This is a genomic window from Fibrella rubiginis (assembly GCF_017353185.1).
GTDB lineage: Bacteria > Bacteroidota > Bacteroidia > Cytophagales > Spirosomataceae > Fibrella > Fibrella rubiginis.
On record NZ_JAFMYV010000011.1, the window covers coordinates 62708 to 78370 of the forward strand.

11 protein-coding genes are annotated in these 15663 nt (G+C 52.7%); 3 read left to right on the forward strand and 8 right to left on the reverse strand.

The genetic code is table 11. From position 1 onward, the window contains the following. Nucleotides 1–7 precede the first annotated feature (7 nt). The 3 genes from J2I47_RS19885 to J2I47_RS19895 form a co-directional block, all read right to left on the reverse strand. The gene (locus J2I47_RS19885; RefSeq protein ID WP_207366362.1) at nucleotides 8–688 is read right to left on the reverse strand and encodes a sugar transferase; all 681 of its coding nucleotides are present in this window, start codon (nucleotides 686–688) and stop codon (nucleotides 8–10) included. A 278-nt stretch (nucleotides 689–966) separates the two neighbouring features. Next, nucleotides 967–3285 carry a GumC family protein gene (locus tag J2I47_RS19890; RefSeq protein ID WP_207366363.1) on the reverse strand — a complete coding sequence of 773 codons (2319 nt, stop codon included), beginning with the start codon at nucleotides 3283–3285 and terminating at the stop codon, nucleotides 967–969. A gap of 24 nt (nucleotides 3286–3309) precedes the next feature. Next, entirely contained in the window at nucleotides 3310–4140 is an 831-nt protein-coding gene (locus J2I47_RS19895; RefSeq protein ID WP_207366364.1) for a polysaccharide biosynthesis/export family protein, read from the reverse strand. Nucleotides 4141–4836: 696 nt separating this feature from the next. Between J2I47_RS19895 and J2I47_RS19900 the strand changes: the two genes are divergently transcribed. After that, nucleotides 4837–6459, forward strand: coding sequence for an ArnT family glycosyltransferase (locus tag J2I47_RS19900; RefSeq protein WP_229374807.1), 1623 nt, complete (start codon nucleotides 4837–4839; stop codon nucleotides 6457–6459). 197 nt (nucleotides 6460–6656) lie between these two features. Here the strand turns inward: J2I47_RS19900 and J2I47_RS19905 are convergent, their stop codons facing one another. The 4 genes from J2I47_RS19905 to J2I47_RS19920 form a co-directional block, all read right to left on the reverse strand. Next, nucleotides 6657–8132, reverse strand: a complete 1476-nt coding sequence (locus tag J2I47_RS19905) for a beta strand repeat-containing protein (RefSeq protein WP_207366365.1) — start codon at nucleotides 8130–8132, stop codon at nucleotides 6657–6659. Nucleotides 8133–8242: 110 nt separating this feature from the next. After that, nucleotides 8243–9835 carry a hypothetical protein gene (locus J2I47_RS19910; protein WP_207366366.1) on the reverse strand — a complete coding sequence of 531 codons (1593 nt, stop codon included), beginning with the start codon at nucleotides 9833–9835 and terminating at the stop codon, nucleotides 8243–8245. A gap of 909 nt (nucleotides 9836–10744) precedes the next feature. Further along, a complete protein-coding gene (locus tag J2I47_RS19915; RefSeq protein ID WP_207366367.1) occupies nucleotides 10745–12169 on the reverse strand; it encodes a tetratricopeptide repeat protein in 1425 nt (474 codons plus the stop codon). 61 nt (nucleotides 12170–12230) lie between these two features. Further along, nucleotides 12231–13157 carry a hypothetical protein gene (locus J2I47_RS19920; protein WP_207366368.1) on the reverse strand — a complete coding sequence of 309 codons (927 nt, stop codon included), beginning with the start codon at nucleotides 13155–13157 and terminating at the stop codon, nucleotides 12231–12233. Between the two features lie 330 nt (nucleotides 13158–13487). On the opposite strand from J2I47_RS19920, the gene J2I47_RS19925 reads away from it, so the two are divergent. Together J2I47_RS19925 and J2I47_RS19930 are read left to right on the forward strand one after the other, a co-directional pair. Further along, a complete protein-coding gene (locus J2I47_RS19925) occupies nucleotides 13488–14231 on the forward strand; it encodes a polysaccharide biosynthesis/export family protein (RefSeq protein ID WP_229374808.1) in 744 nt (247 codons plus the stop codon). 59 nt (nucleotides 14232–14290) lie between these two features. Continuing rightward, nucleotides 14291–15421 (forward strand): glycosyltransferase family 61 protein, encoded by a 1131-nt coding sequence (locus tag J2I47_RS19930; RefSeq protein WP_207366370.1) that lies wholly within the window; start codon nucleotides 14291–14293, stop codon nucleotides 15419–15421. Here the strand turns inward: J2I47_RS19930 and J2I47_RS19935 are convergent. Beyond that, nucleotides 15411–15641: a PIN domain-containing protein gene (locus tag J2I47_RS19935; protein ID WP_207366371.1), complete on the reverse strand. Its 231-nt coding sequence runs from the start codon at nucleotides 15639–15641 to the stop codon at nucleotides 15411–15413. The two genes, J2I47_RS19930 and J2I47_RS19935, sit on opposite strands and share 11 nt — an antisense overlap. Nucleotides 15642–15663: the final 22 nt, after the last annotated feature.

The window sequence follows — 15663 nt, forward strand, 5'->3', positions numbered from 1 at the left end:
GGTTAATCTACCAAGCATTGACGTTGCCTTTTACCATGCCCGTTACCGTGCCCAGGCATAGCTTAATATCCAGATCCAGCGACTGGCGTTTGGCGTAGAGCAGGTCATATTGCACCCGGTGCTTCATCTTGATCATACCGCTGGTTTCGCCCCGTGCGCCCCGCACCTGCGCCAACCCCGTAATGCCGGGTTTCACCAGATAGCGCAGGTGATAGTTAGGCAACACAAACCAGTAGCGGTCGTCATGCTCAACGGCATGAGGGCGCGGCCCCACCACGCTCATTTCGCCCATGAGCACGTTGATAAACTGGGGCATCTCGTCGAGGTTCGACCGGCGCAAAAATTTGCCGATGGTCGTCACGCGGGGGTCGTGTTTGGCGCACTGTTTGAAACCCGCTCTGGGTTTGTGACGCATGGTTCTGAATTTCAGGCACCGAAAATCACGGCCGTTGCGGCCCGTACGCTGCTGTTGAAACAACACCGGCCCCGGCGACGAGAGCTTGATAAGAATGGCCAGGATGGGGTACAGCCACGACAGGATAAATACACAAACAAGTGCAGATACCACGATGTCGAAGCAGCGTTTGCCATACCGAACGTAGGCCGAGGGTTGAACTACGTCAAGTTGGTTGGCATTGGCAACAACAAAAGTAGTGTTGTGCTTGATAGCAAGGTCAAATGTCAACATGACTAAGAATGGTCTGGGACGTAAGTAAATCAGTGTATCAAATTCACGGAGAGCCGCAACGGGCAATCAAGCCGGCTGTTGATGGGCGCTAAAATGAAGTTACGGTGGTGGTTAAGAACAGTTACGGTGCACGTTAAAGGCAGTTACGGTGGGCATTAAACGTTACGGTGGGCATTGAACGAACAAACAGTAATGAGGAAGTTACGGTGGGGACCGGATGGGGCTGTTGACCTCAGGACAACAGCCACCATCCAGTCAGGAACGGTCACGTATAAACGTCAGGCTTTTTTCAGCTTCTTGGCGGGCTTGTCCTCGTCATAATAGCCACCGTAAGCGTAGCTATTGTAGTAGGCTTCACCTTCGCCAATGGCGTTCAGAATTACGTTAAGCTTGTTGAACCGGTTTTCGCGGTACCACACATCCAGCTGTTTCAGATACACCTTGGGCGTGAGGTCATGCCGGACAATGTACATGGTGGCGTCGGCGAGGGGAGCAATCACCTGCGCATCGGTAACCAGGCCAATTGGGGGCGAGTCGATGATGACGTAGTCAAACTGCTTCTTGAGCGCGTTAATCATCTCAGGCAGTTTTTCGGTGCTCAGCAGTTCCGACGGGTTGGGCGGAATGGGTCCGCTGGTGATCATGTAATAGTTTTCGTAGCCCGGAATGGCCTGCACCACTTCGTCAATCGACGCGTCGCCGATGAGGTAGTTGCTGATACCCACGCCCGACAATAAGCCCAGGTTTTTATGGAGCTTGGGTTTGCGAAGGTCCATTTCCAGGATCACCGTCCGGCGGCCTGTCAGGGCCAGACTAGCCCCCAGGTTGAGCGAAATAAAGGATTTACCCTCGCCGCTGATGCTCGACGTGAACAACAGCACCTGGCTTTCGCCGGTATTGGTTTTGATGAACTGCAGGTTGGTACGCAGCGTTCTGATCTGCTCGGACAGCACCGAATGGCTGCGGGCTTTAATCACGATCGCGTCGGGGCGCTTGCTCTTCATCAACTCGCCCATAATTGGCGTTTTGGTTTGCTCTTCCACGTCGACACGGCGCAGAATCCGGTTGTTGAGGGCGTCGCGGCTGGCCATGGCACCAATGGGAATCAGGAAGCCCACCAGGCCAAACAGCAGGAAGAAAAACCGCCGCACGGGCTTCACCGGCACGTTGTCGTAGCGCGCCCCGTCGATGGTGCGGCTATCGGAAATAGCCGAGGCAAACGAGACCGCGGTTTCTTCACGCTTCTGGAGCAGGTACGTGTAGAGGCCGTTTTTGATGGCCTGCTGCCGCGAAATGTCCATCAGGGCGCGCTCCTTGTTCGGAATAGACCGGATCATGTTTTCCATCCGGTTGTTGATCGCCACCATCTGCTGCTGCGAAATCTGCAGCTGCCGTTTCATGGTCTCCACGTTCTCCGAGATGTTGTTGCGCGTTTCGCCGATCTGACTGTCAACGGTTTGCACCAGCGGGTTCTCCTCAGAAGTTGTCCGCACAAGCTGTTCGCGCTTCAGTTCCAGATCCGACAGCCGGTTGACCATGCCCAGCAAAACAGGATCGGCCAGACCCAGCGTGGCCGGAGCCATGCCCTGCGATTTAGACTGGCTGCGGATGTAGCGTTCTACATCACTAAGGGCACCCAGCTGAATTTTCACCTGGTTCAGTTGACCGTCGTTCTGCTGCACCGTCGACAGGAAGTTCTGCGCCTGAGCACTCAAATCGGTGATTCCCTGGGCTGACTTATAGTGTTCCACGTCTTTTTCAACCGTGGCCAGTTCGCTGGAAATAAGCCCAAGACGCTCTTCGATGAAGTGCAGCGTGTTGGCAGCCATCTTGTTTTTGTCGGCAATGGCAGCCTGGTTATACTCGCTAATGAGCTGGTTCACAATAACTTCACCCCGCTGTGGCACGGCATCTTCGAGCGTAAGCATGATCACACTCGACGCCTTGGAGGTAGGCTCGGCCTTCAGGTTTTTCAAGAAACCCCGCACAGCGTCGCTTTGAGGCATCACGTCTACGTAGATCGGATCGGTACCAGCCTTCACCGGCTGTCTGCTAAATACCCGCAACCGGCCATAGGGCGTGCGAATGCTCTGGTTCATGGGGTAGGCAACGTCGTTGATCTTTACGCGGCCTCCACCCGGAAACGTGATCGTGAGCAATTCCTGATACAATTCAGACCGGGGCTGCTCAATAACGAGCCGAACGGGGGGTGTAAACGTTTCGCGCTGCCCGAAGTTTGTTCTGGCGTAGTAGCGGGTAGCCAATTGCATCTGCGACACAATCTTGTCCATCAGCGTGTACGACTTCAGGATCTCAATCTCATTCTCGACCACCTTTTTAGGCGTAAAAATCTCCAGCTCCTTCAGCATATTGTCGCCGTCGATGCCTTTCTTTTCATCTTTCACCAGCAGGCTGGCCTGCACCTTGTAAATGGGTGTTTGAAAGAGCAAATACACATAAGCGCCCCCCAGGGCTACCATCACGCTGACCAGAAACCAGGGCCAGTTGCGGGCATAGCGCAACAGCACTGTTCGCAGGTTTTTTGTTTCTCCCTCAACTACTTGGTAGGGAACGTAAGAATAATTCTTCTCAGACATAACAGAGGTGAATAATAGGTTGATTCATCGACGGAAAAGCGCATTCGAAAAAATAATGGCAACAAGCGACAGAGCACTCAGAATAACCGGTACAGTTTGGTAAAACCGGTCGGCTGAGGCTACGCGCGACTTGCCAGGTTCAACATATATCACATCATTTGGGTGTAAGTAATAGTAAGGCGACTGAAACACGTCGCGGCTGGTCAGGTCGAGGCGGGCGTAGTTACGCTGCCCGTTTTCTTCGCGGATGACCAAAATATTTTCACGCCGACCGTAGATGGTGAGGTCACCGGCCAGGCCAATTGCTTCGGGAAGGGTAATGCGTTCGTTGGCCACGTTGAACAACGACGGCCGGGCTACTTCGCCCAGCACCGTAACGCGGAAGTTAAGGTTCCGTACGCTCACGGTAGGCTCTTTCAAATATGGCTTCAGCTTTACCCGGATACGTTCGGCCACTACCGCGTTGGTTTGCCCGGCCACCACGACCCGTCCAATGAGCGGCAATGAAATACTGCTGTCTGAGCCCACCGAGTAGCCCGGTGTGGCGGGCAATGGCGTAGTGGGTGAACTAACGTTGGCATTGGCCTGGCTGTTGGCCTGCGTGGCATAGGGATTGAAAAAGACCGATGCCTCTGGGTTCAGACTACTAACCTGGACAGACAACAAATCGCCCAGTTGAATGGTAGGAACAAACGGTTTTGGTAAGGAGGTGTCAGGCCGACCGTTTATGTCCTGGAAATAAACTAACTGTTTTGGACTGACGCATCCCGTTAAACTATATAGCCCAGTTAGTAGACCGACTACATACTTGAACACGATGGTACCAGCACGTTCTGAATGGTAGAAGTGATTCATTAAAATAGTAAAGTTGGATAAAGCGTAGTGAACAATAATTGGGCCACAAAGGCGATCACTTATGTTCAAAACCGATCGAAATATAGAACTGCTTAGTTGGAATAATAACAAGCCTAATAAAAAATTTTTTTTCAGTTTTTTTTTCTTTACGACTTTCGTCTAAAAACAATAAATCCATTTCAAACTTATTAGTAAGTATCAAACTACACCACACCTATAGTTTAGGTAAATGAGCAGATTTTACGTTAAGCAGGAGTTAAAATACTGTAGCAAATTACTTAAGTATGATGATTGAGTCATATAGCATATTGACCTTCTTTCATGTGTTTAAAGCACTCATAATCAGCGCTTTAGCTGTATAACTATTTGTTTGGATAACGTTACAACCTATGTAACGAAAAAATGAATAGTCTATCTAACTACTATTTTGGTATTTTGTTCCTGTTTCCAGGCTAAAAAAAAACGGACAGCCCAGTTTTTTAAAAAAACAGTATTTCCATTCGTCGAAAATATCAATTCATTCGTCGAAAAAATTTTTTTATATAAAATGGCAATAAAAATTCCATGTTGCTACATCATTAACACAAATAGTAAGCAAGTGACTACTTTGGTGGTGAAATAAAGGCTCCCGTGCCAGGTAAATAACACCCACTTGTTAAGGGCACGCTGTACTCTCAACGTTAACGACGGTGACCTATGAACGTACGTGTTTTTGTTAACCGCCAACCGCTGGTTGGCGAGGTGGCGTGGCCGCTTGTTCTGACGGCAGGCTTGCTGGTCGTTCTGCTGTCGCACCTGGGTTTCATGCCACTCGACACCGGCGACGAAGCCCGTCGGGCACTGGTGTCGCTGGAAATGATTATCTCCGGCGATTACCTCACCCCCACCCTTCACGGCGAACGGTATTTCAACAAGCCACCGCTCTACAACTGGCTCATCATTGGCTCCTACCGGCTCTTCGGCAACTACTCCACGTTTGCGTTGCGGTTTCCCATGATTCTGTCGCTGCTGGGGCTGGGGGCGGCGGTGTTTGCGTTTGTGCGGCGGTATATAAACGCGCCTGTGGCAACAGCGGCAGCACTGATGATGCTCACCAATGGCCGGGTCCTCTTCTACGACGCCACGCTGGGCCTGATCGAGATCACCTTTGCGCTAACCACTTACCTGACCATGATGCTGATCTATCATTATGACCAGCGGCGCAACTATTGGTTGCTCTACACCACCGCTTATGCACTTACCGCTACGGGCTTTTTGCTGAAAGGACTACCGCCCCTGGTGTTCCTGGCCTTCACGCTGCTGGGCTGGTTTGCCTACACCCGGCAGCTACGACGGCTGCTGCACCCTGCCCATGTGCTGGGCTTAGGCCTGTTTTTGCTCATAACGGGTAGCTATTACGTAGCTTATTTCAGCCGCAATGCCATTCCGCTTCAGGACGTGGCGAGTGTGCTGCTGACAGAAAGTACCAAACGAACAGGGCTGCACCTGGGGCTGGGGGCCACGCTGCTACACCTGGTCACGTTTCCGTTTGAATTCATTTACCACTTCGTGCCATACACCCTGCTGCTGGGCCTGCTGATACGGCGGGGGCTTCGCCAGCAGCTGACCACCAACCCGTTTGTAGCCTTTAATGCGCTTACGTTTTGTCTTACCGTGCTGGTCTACTGGCTGTCGCCGGAAGTCTATGGCCGCTACCTCATCGGTCTGGTGCCACTGTTGTTTACGGTACTGGCCCATCTGTATCTCGATTGCACCCCCGTTTCAGACGGTCCACGGCACTGGATTGAGCGTAGCTGGCTAGTGGTGACTGTGGTAGTAGCCCTGGGCTGCTGGGTATCTCTGTTGTATCCCACCACGCGCGTTATTCCGGGCGTGTTTTGGAAAACAGCCCTTGTCTCGGCTTTGTTGGGCGGACTGGCCTGGCTCATGTGTCAGCAGCCTGCTCACCGGCTGCTGCTGCTGGTGGGTACGCTGGTAGTGATTCGGCTGGGGTTCAACTGGCTGGTGCTGCCGGGCCGGGCGGCCAAACGACAATTTTATCAGGACAGTGCCGTGGCTGCCGCTCGCCTCACGCTGGGCCACCCGCTCTATGGCTACAAAACCACCGTGGGGGCCACCAACGCCACTGATGTGAGCACGTTTCACATCACCGCCACCCGGGGCGACATTCTACGCCGTACCGACAAACAGCTGCCCGGTGCATTCTACATTGCCGATTCAATCAGTCTGGGGGGGGCACAAGTCGAATCGGTCGGGTCGGTGATGCTGTTCGACCGCCATCCGGCCCTAATTGTCCGGTTCGATGGGGTGAAAAAGTAAATGGGCCGGTGCCGGAGTGTTACCCCCGCATCGGCCCATTCATTACTCTCCATCTGCCATCAGTACATTCACACTCAATTACTTACCTCTATATGGGCACTGACCTTATTCATTTTCTGGCAGTACCTATACTTTAAGGAGACAAAAGGTCGGTATGCATTGTTCCACCAGCTAAAAAAATAGTTGCCTTAATCTGGCTAATTGCGCTGCATAATGGTGCCACTGTTGCTCATACCCTGCTGATAAAGCGCAGCTGTATTACCACCCATGCCCAGTTGCATCACGCTCATGCTATTGCCCTGACCTATTTGCGTTGAATAGTTCGGGTCGCGAAACAAAGCCGTACCCTTCACTACGTTGTTGCTGCCTGTTTGCATAATATCGGCCTGGTTGTTTGTACCAAGCTGGTATTGCTGAGCCGTATTAGACGCACCGTGCTGGTCTATCTGCGCCTGGTTGCCATACGAAGCCGTTATGGCTATTTCGGCAGCTGAATTTCCGGCAAGGCCCTGATGGATCCGGGCCGTATTGTTACCACCAGTACCCGTACCCACGTTCTGATTGATCGTAGCCGACGAGTTGGCTCCAGCCTGGTTTTTCATATTGATAAAAGCAATGCTGGTACCTGTGTTGCCCGTGCCCTGGTGAATACTGGCCGTACCATTGCCCGAAAAGCCAGACTGATGAACCTGCGCGTCGTCAGCACCAAAGCCTTCCTGTACCACGGTGGCCGTATTCCCTTGGCTATCATCGTTCTGATCAACAGCGGCCGTATGATTACCAGCCGTTTGCGTTACAGTGATCGTATTTACCAGATAATCGCCCGATCCATTGTTTTGTTGACTAGTCACGTTGCCCATACCACCCGTCTGATTTATTGTCGCCGTGTTACCTACGCTACCTCCGGTATAAGATGTGGCGGTTCCGGCACCCGAGTTCTGCTGAATCGAGGCCCTTACGCCCGCTACCGGCGACGATTGGTTGATGGTGCCGGTGTTACCCGCGCTTACCCCCGACGCCCCCAGTCCATTTTGCTCAATAGTGGCTTTGCCTGCCCCGCTGGTTCTCTCCTGAATACTGGCCACGTTGCCGTGCGATTTACCATTCTGGTGAATGTAGACGTCGCTGGTTGTGGCCCCGTTGTTGCCGTGAAACTGATCTATGCGGCCATAGTTGCTGTAATTGGTCCCGTTGCCGACCCCGTTCTGCTCAATGGCGGCATGGTTACCGGCATCTTCCTGACCAATTCGGGCTACGTTGCCCGTTGCCGCCGGATTTATGTTCGCTGCAGGCGTGTTATTCGGATCGCCCGGGTACAGACCGGATGTGCTTCCGCTGCCGATTTGTTGGATGGTGGCTTCATTGGTAGCACCACCAGCGGTTTTATTGCTGAAGGTATTCTGGTAAACAAACCCCTGGTTGTATTGAGACGCGGTTTGGGTGATGGTAGTGGTGTTGTGATTTTGCCGCTGATCGGTGAAGGCAGCATTGCCCTTGCTGATTGGCGAATCGGAACTGGTGCCTTGCGTCACCACCGATGTTAGCGTGTTGCCAACCTGGTTTTGGTTGCTGGTTTGGCCCGTACCGTTCTGGTTCAGCGTAGCCGTATTCTGAGCAAAACTTGTGGCGGCGAAAGCCATGAGGGCTGTGCCGGTAAGGAATAACTTTTTCATATGGGTATGGACAGAAAGCACATGACAACTAATCAATATAGAGAAGTGACCAATCTGCACGAGGCATTCTTTACCAAGCCTTGCACCGATTGGTCACGTCACTAACTCGTTTAGTTATTGGTCAACGTCTGATTGATGGTGATACCTCCACCTCCAATATTGTTTGAGTTGACAAACGCCGAGTTACTCGCGCCTGATATAGCACCTGGAGCCGACTGCGTGACTGATAGTGTGTAGTTGCTACCCAGTTGTAATGCATTGCTCGCTGGGCTTGACGGCTCTTTAGCCAGCAGGTTATAGTTGCCGTCCTGACTAACCTTAGCCGTTAATGATTGTCCTGTTTGTTGCAGGTACGCGCTGTTATGGCTGTTGGCCTGGTCGATAGTCACCTTGCTGCCTGCAGTAATGTTACCGCTGCCGCCACCTACCGATACGTCGCCGCCTTGCAGCACCTTCACGATGTTGTTGTCGCCAGTGCTGGTTTGATTTTGGTTTACCAAAACCGTGTTGCCACCTGAAGCAGCACCACGAGCTGTGCCTCCCGCCATATTGTAGGCATAAGTCTGAGTGACAGTAGCTCGATTATCGGTACCGGCTTGGTTGATGGTTGCTTCGGTGTTGGCCACCTCCGTCACCTGATTAATTTCCGCATAGGCGTTAAATAAGGTAGCATAGGTGCCCGTCTGATTAATCGTCGCTGTGTTGTCGTGACTGTTATCCCGTTGGTAAATGGCGGCAGCTTCATATAATCCCGTCTGACTTATGGTGGCGATGTTTCCATATGCATTGTTAAACTGCTCGATTTCAGCTGTCGACGAAGAACCCGGTACGTTACTCTCATTTTGACTAATTGTAGCCTGGTTATCAAAGCTGTTTTTGCTCTGTACAATGTTAGCCTCGCCGAAATTACCGCTCTGCGTGACCTTCGCCGTATTAAGCGCACTATTACCCCCAGTTCCATCTTGTGACACTGCTGCCTTGTTACCATCACCGCCTGCCTGCTGGTCAACGGTAGCTTCGTTTTGCGAACTACCATTCGACTGGTTCACTACTGCTCCACCATTGTTACCAGCTTGTTTAATCAGGGCTGCATTACCAACTGAGTTATTATCCTGAACGATAGCCGTTTTCAATGCTGGGCTGGGGGCAGCAGTAGTAATAGGTAATCCACCAGAGAAACCGCTTGCTGCACCTTGTCCGTTGTTACTACCGGTCTGGTAGATCTCGCCGAAATTGCTCGAACTGCCATTACTCTGGGAGATGGTCGACTTGTTGCTCTGCTGACCCTGAAGTATACCTGCCCAGTTACCCTCGCCTGCCGTAGCATCTTTACCGAAAACGCCCGTACGTGTGGCTGTACCGCCACTACTCGTTTCCTGAGTAATGGTTGCAGTATTGCCGTTACCGCCGCCAACAGTAGCGCTTCCACCGGTTTGCGTTACGCCAGCCCGGTTGTTTTTTGAGCCTAGATCCTGGCTCACTTTCGCAGAGTTGTCTTTGCCCTTCTGGTCAGTAAGTGACGAGTTACCCTGATCTGAGCTATAGCTGCTACCTTGTTTTACAGTTGATTGCAGACCGTTACCTAGCTGGTTCTGGGTGCTGGTCTGGCCGGCACCAGTACCGGTGTATGATGTGGTGTTTTGGGCGAAGCTTGCGGCGGCGAAGGCCATCAGTGCTACGCCAGTAAGAAGTACTTTTTTCATGGTATTAGATAGAAATAAGCATTTGTAAATGGATGTGGTATAAATGCGTGCGGTATCCCGGCTGGGAAGTCCGGCAGAAGTGCCGTTCTGCAAGGGCATAAACATAAGTAACGTGCTGTTGATCAGGCAGCTACGTCGTTCGGAAGAGCATACGGCAGTTCATTCACATGTGTACATACGCTGGTGCGTTTACACACGTGTTGAACTATCGACAAAGTCGTTTAAAACGATGTCGCTTCGTTTGAGCAAGCATGGCAGTAGCCAGCCTCGCTCTATACGATTCCAGAAAAAGCAGTATGTGAGGGGGAAGAGCCCAGCCCAGTGAGCTGGTTAACTACGGGAATAAAACCAGGCGAATTTGCCGGTTTGCACGAGCGTAGCTGTTAATGCGGATTGAGAGGAGGAAACGTCCAATTGAGCGAAAACTGACATAATGGATGTGGATAGTGTGGTTGACTTAAAAATTACCTGCCAGTTATTACCTTCTATAAGATGTAATACAGCCGGTTCTGATTAGTAAGTCAAAAGTAACATACACTTGGATAAGTGAAATTGCCGCCCAATAAATTAATATTATTTCAATAAAAATTAGATATGTTCATTTAAATGTACAGTATTTTCTAAGTAAAATTATAAATATAAATAAACTATCATTTATACTATACGCAGAGCAGGTAGACTTAAATCAACTAGCTGACTTACAGGCAACTACCTACAAATTCTACAGTAAATACTCTACTGGATAGCTAAGTATTTATTCTGTATATCAATCCTGTTTGGTTGAAAACAGCCGTAACGTTTAATCAATTCAGTGACATAAAAAGCGAAGCAGAAAGGGCAGCGTGGCCTGGATGGCGGCTGCCTTTTCTGCTTCGCTTTTCCATAAACAGCGCGTTATACACCCACTCTTCAGCGGGTGTACAATGCTCCTTTGGCAATAGCAGCTTCGTACTCGCCGCTGATGGTTTCCAGGAATTTACCCGTTACCCAACCAATCTCCGAATCGCGGACGAAAACAAACCGCTTGGCACCCAGCTTTCCCGAATAGGTTCGCGAGAGGGCGTCGAGCAGCAGGGCTCCGGCCACCAGTTGCTTTTCGTTCAGTCGGCTTTTTACCGTGGTCAGGTTTTGCTCGGCGCGGGCGCGGAGGGCCGGGTCGGTAATGGCGCTCAGGTTGGGCGTAACAAGGTCTTTGTAATGATTCAGCGCCCTGTCTTTAAACCGGTCGATGTCATCCATCGACAGCGGAATGGCGTCGATATCGGCGCGCTCCGGATAGAGGTACGACACCATTGCCAGCGCCACATCACCCCCCACACCCACCGTTCGGCGCTGTTGCAATCCCCGGTCGTTCGTGCTGATTCGGGTAGCCAGGGCCGAGTCGGCGAGCGCATCGACAACGCGTTGCGCCTCGCGCCGAAAGGCTTCCATATTCAGCGATTTCTTACGTTCCGCCTGCGCAATCACCGTAGCCGGTCCCACGGGGATCACCAGCGGCGTAAATGTTTTATTAGCCTCGAAGTAACCGCCGATGATGCGGTTGTCGTCGATGCTCAGGGCCGAGGTGCTCGGCCATACTTTACGCGGAATGGTGCCTACCGTGAAGAGTTCGGCTTCACGGCTGGCGGTGAGTGTCGTGTCTATCTTCATGCTGGCCACGGGCAATACCTGCGCCAGCTGATTGTAAAAATTGCGGCGATACGCTGGCTGGGTGGCCAGCCGTTCGCGCACGTCGTTGCTCAACACCACAAACACCCGTTCGTTAGGTACGTTGTAGCGCCGAATGGAGTCAATACAGGCCCGGAGGGCACTCTGCTCAGCTTTGATAGCCCCCGGCGAGGCATCGGCCAGCTGCGCCTTCGTCGGAATTTCGATGCGCGAGCGAATGTCTTTTTCGTAGAAATCGCTTTCGTAGTCGGTCTTGAAAATGGCTACTTTAATCGACGAGGTGCCAATCTGGACTCCGGCGTAGACGTTTTTGCCGCTGATCTCGCGCACCAGTTCGTTTACGCCCCAGGCACTGGCCACATACTTAAGTGCACCATACTGAGCACGGGCCTTTTCGAGGTAGACGATAGCACTGGCGTTGTTGTTTTGTTCGTGATACGTCAGCCCCAGCAGTTCGTTGGCAACGGCTTCCAGGTAGGCATCTTTGCCCCGAACGGCAGGCATTGCCCGCAGCAGCAGGGCCGTGGCCTCGCGGGGTTTGTCGAGGGCGCGCAGGGTGTTCGCCAGCTTGATAAATTGCAACGCCTGCACGGCACTTCGTGCTTTCTGAGCGTAGGTACTGATCGAAATAAAGGCCATTAAGGCCAGCAGGACGGGTTTTCTCATAACGTAGGGTTGTCAAAGCACTAAAGCCCTGCTTAGCGAAGTATCCCGTCGCTAAACAGGGTTATTGGTTGCCGTTCAGTTCGCGTTCCAGATCCGACTCAGAGGATGGCACCTGAGTGGGTTTGGCTTTAGCGGGAACGGGGCGTTTTTTGGTTGCATCAATGGCGGCACGGTCGGCAGTGGGGCGCGGGGTAGCCGGACGCGGTGGTTCAGCCGTCACAACGGCCGGTTCATTTACCGCGGACCGGGTACGAGTTTCGCGTACAGGAGTTGCGCGTACGGGGGTCTCACGCACCGGGGGGGTCTCCATTTTTTCCGGTTCGCTTTCCCGCTGTACCATGGCCGTACGGGGTGCTTCGTCGCGCTTGTTTCTCAATTTTCTTTCCTTGGCAGACAAGACAACGGGCAAGTCAACTGGTCGCGATGCTGACCGGGTCGATCTCCGCTGAGCCGATGCCGGTCTGGCTGATTCGGTAACCGGAGATTCCATTACCGGACGCATTGTTGACGACTGACTGCCGGGGCGAAAAGCCGTCCAGTAAACCGCAGTGGCACCGCCAAGTAATGCCAGTGTGAGGGCAATTTTCAGACCCAGGCGAGACTGCCCCGGGCTTGAAGGGGCCAGTGACCGCACCAGCAAACCTGCCGTATGGCCCGACAAAGCCACCGATTGAGTTGTCTGTTCTGTTTCAATGACCAGTTCGCTTTTGTGCCGTCCGCCATGTTTGGGTGCATAACGAACGTGAACGAACGTGCCGCCGGGTTCGGGTATAAACGTGACCTCAGTACTAAACCGGAGGGGCGTACCTTGTACCGCTACCTGAAAATAAGGCGACGCTTCGCAGGAAACCCGCACGGGGGCGTTGGTACCGTCCTGCCCAATTTTTACCAGCAGAAATTGCTCATCGCCCACATCGGTCGACGGAAACTGTAGCGATGACTGACTGACTAACAGGTTCGGTATGGTGGTGTTGAGTTGTAACGACATAAGACAGAGATATACGATTAACAACAGAAAACAGATGGTCTATTTTCCGGTTTCATTTATAATCTTAGCCTGTGGCCCGGCCGTTGGGAACCCTGTTTTGCTACCCGCCAACGGGCCTTTTCCTACCGGCCACTTCCTCGGATTAGTACAAAGTCAGCATCTAAAAGCAGGTTAATAGCGTAATTTAGTCTAGGGGAAAACGCGGTTATTATGGTTTATAACTCGTTTTTACACTCAGCTAATGAAAAATTGTATCCTATAATGAACGCACGCCAGTATCACTACATCTCCCATCTTTTTTTAGTGTCTTTTGCTCTGTTACCCTTGCTCATGGGTAGTTGTGTAAACTCCCGGCAATTGGCTTATTTCCAGACAACCACTTCTGCCGAAGACACCCTGGCCCTGGGCGACCGCTTTGTGCCACCCATTAAACGGGGCGACGTGCTGTCTATTCAGGTCAGCAGCCTTAATGCTGAGGCATCAGCTATTTTCAATCCGTATTCGAGTATTTCAGTGAGCGATGGTAACACGGTACGGGGTGCCAACACCTCGCTGCCACAAACGTCGGGCTATCTGGTGAGCGACAGTGGCACGGTGGCCCTGCCACTGATAGGACAGGTGAAACTGGAAGGACTCACCAACAGCCGCGCCGCCGAGCTGATCCGGATAAAGTTGCGCAACTACCTGAAGGAGCCTACCGTGAGCGTACGAAACCAAAACTTCCGCGTATCGGTGCTGGGCGAAGTAGCCCGCCCGTCGCTGTTTACGATCCCGAATGAGCAGCTGACCCTGCCCGAAGCACTGGGCCTGGCTGGTGATTTGACCATCTACGGCCGACGTGACAACGTGCTGATTATCAGGGAGCAAGGCAGCAAACGCACGTTTGCCCGGCTCGATCTGACCAGCCGCAATGCGTTCCGGTCGCCCTATTATTTTCTGCATCCCAATGACGTAGTATACGTAGAGCCGAACAAATCGCGCATCGCCAGTACTGACCGGCTCTACCAGATTTCGCCCATTGTGCTGGGTGTTTTGTCTATTGTTGCCATTATTCTTACTCGACCAATCCGCTAGGGAGACTTCGCTTTATAGCTTATCTTTACACCCGTATGGCTTCGGTTCCGCTTCATCGTATGGCACGACTACCTCAGGTAGCCAATTACCTTCGGGAGGCCCTGAAAAGTCAGTCCGGGCGATTATTACGCCTGTTGGGTCGTCGGTTGCTGACGAAAGAGGAGACCGAGGCCCGGATGATGCCCTACCAGATCTACGCCATACCCAAGGTCGTTACCAACCTCGATGCCGTAGTTGACCTGGTGCTGCCCGACAAAGTCATGTTCGACCACAAGCGAGAGGTGACGGCTCCCGACTTTGTGTGGCGTTACCCCAACACCGACCGGCAGGCGGGTCAGCTGCGCTGTGGTGCCCTGCGCATTGGACAGGCCATTCTGAACACCGACTTCGGCAACAGCGTGGTGCTGCAGGACCGCCTGCGTCCGGGTCGGCGGCAGGTGGTGCAGGTCCAGGTGCTTATTGCCCCCTGGAGCCACTATTGGGGTGGCTACTTCGATTATCTGCTCTTTATTGCCGCCAAACTTTGCCGCATCAAGCAGGCGCTTCCACCCGACGTGTTTGCGCGGGCTGTGGTGGCGTATCCCCTCTTCCGCACGTCGTTTGAGCGGGAATTACTGCACATGATTGGTTTCAGCGACGACCGTATTTTCGATACGCGCAAGGTCGACGTGCAGTTTGACGAGTGCGTGGTGGCTAATAACAGCAGTTGGTTTTACCCCAGCTTTGCCGATGTGCAATGCCTCAAACGCAACGCCGACGCATACATGCCCGCTATGCCAACCGCCGACCGGCGACTGTATATCCGGCGGGCGGGACGACGGCACGTGATTGACGAGGAGGCGCTGCTGACCCGGCTGCGGGCCTACGACTTCGAGATCATCGATGACACCCCGCGTACGGTGGCTGAGCAGTATGCCCTGTATAACAGCGCGTCGGTCATTGTGGGACCGCATGGTGCCTCGTTTGCCAATATTCTCTGGTGCCGACCCGGTACCCGTCTGTTTGAGTTGTTCCCAACGGGATACATGCCCGAATATTTCCGGTATCTGGCTCCCAAACTCAGCATGCCCTATGCCGCCTATTGCTACGGCCCGGTGCTGGAAAGCCACCATAGCAACGTCGATCAGAACGTGGCCGTTGACCCCGACGAGCTAACGCAGCACCTCGACGTTCTGCTGGCTACGGTGTAACGTTGTGCTTAATCAGCCTTATTCCACTGTGAATCAGGTTATCGAAGTCATGGTCAGCCGTATGCAATTCCATGTCGAGATACAAGGCGATGGCTGCAACCCAGAGGTCATATTTGCCCATATTGCGGGCAATGGTACCCGCTCCGCTGATACCATTGCCTGTTTCCAGACCTTTTATTCGCACCTTTATAGAATTAGCGTTGGGTCCGGTAAAGCGCATTACGAGGGTATCAGGCCTCTGC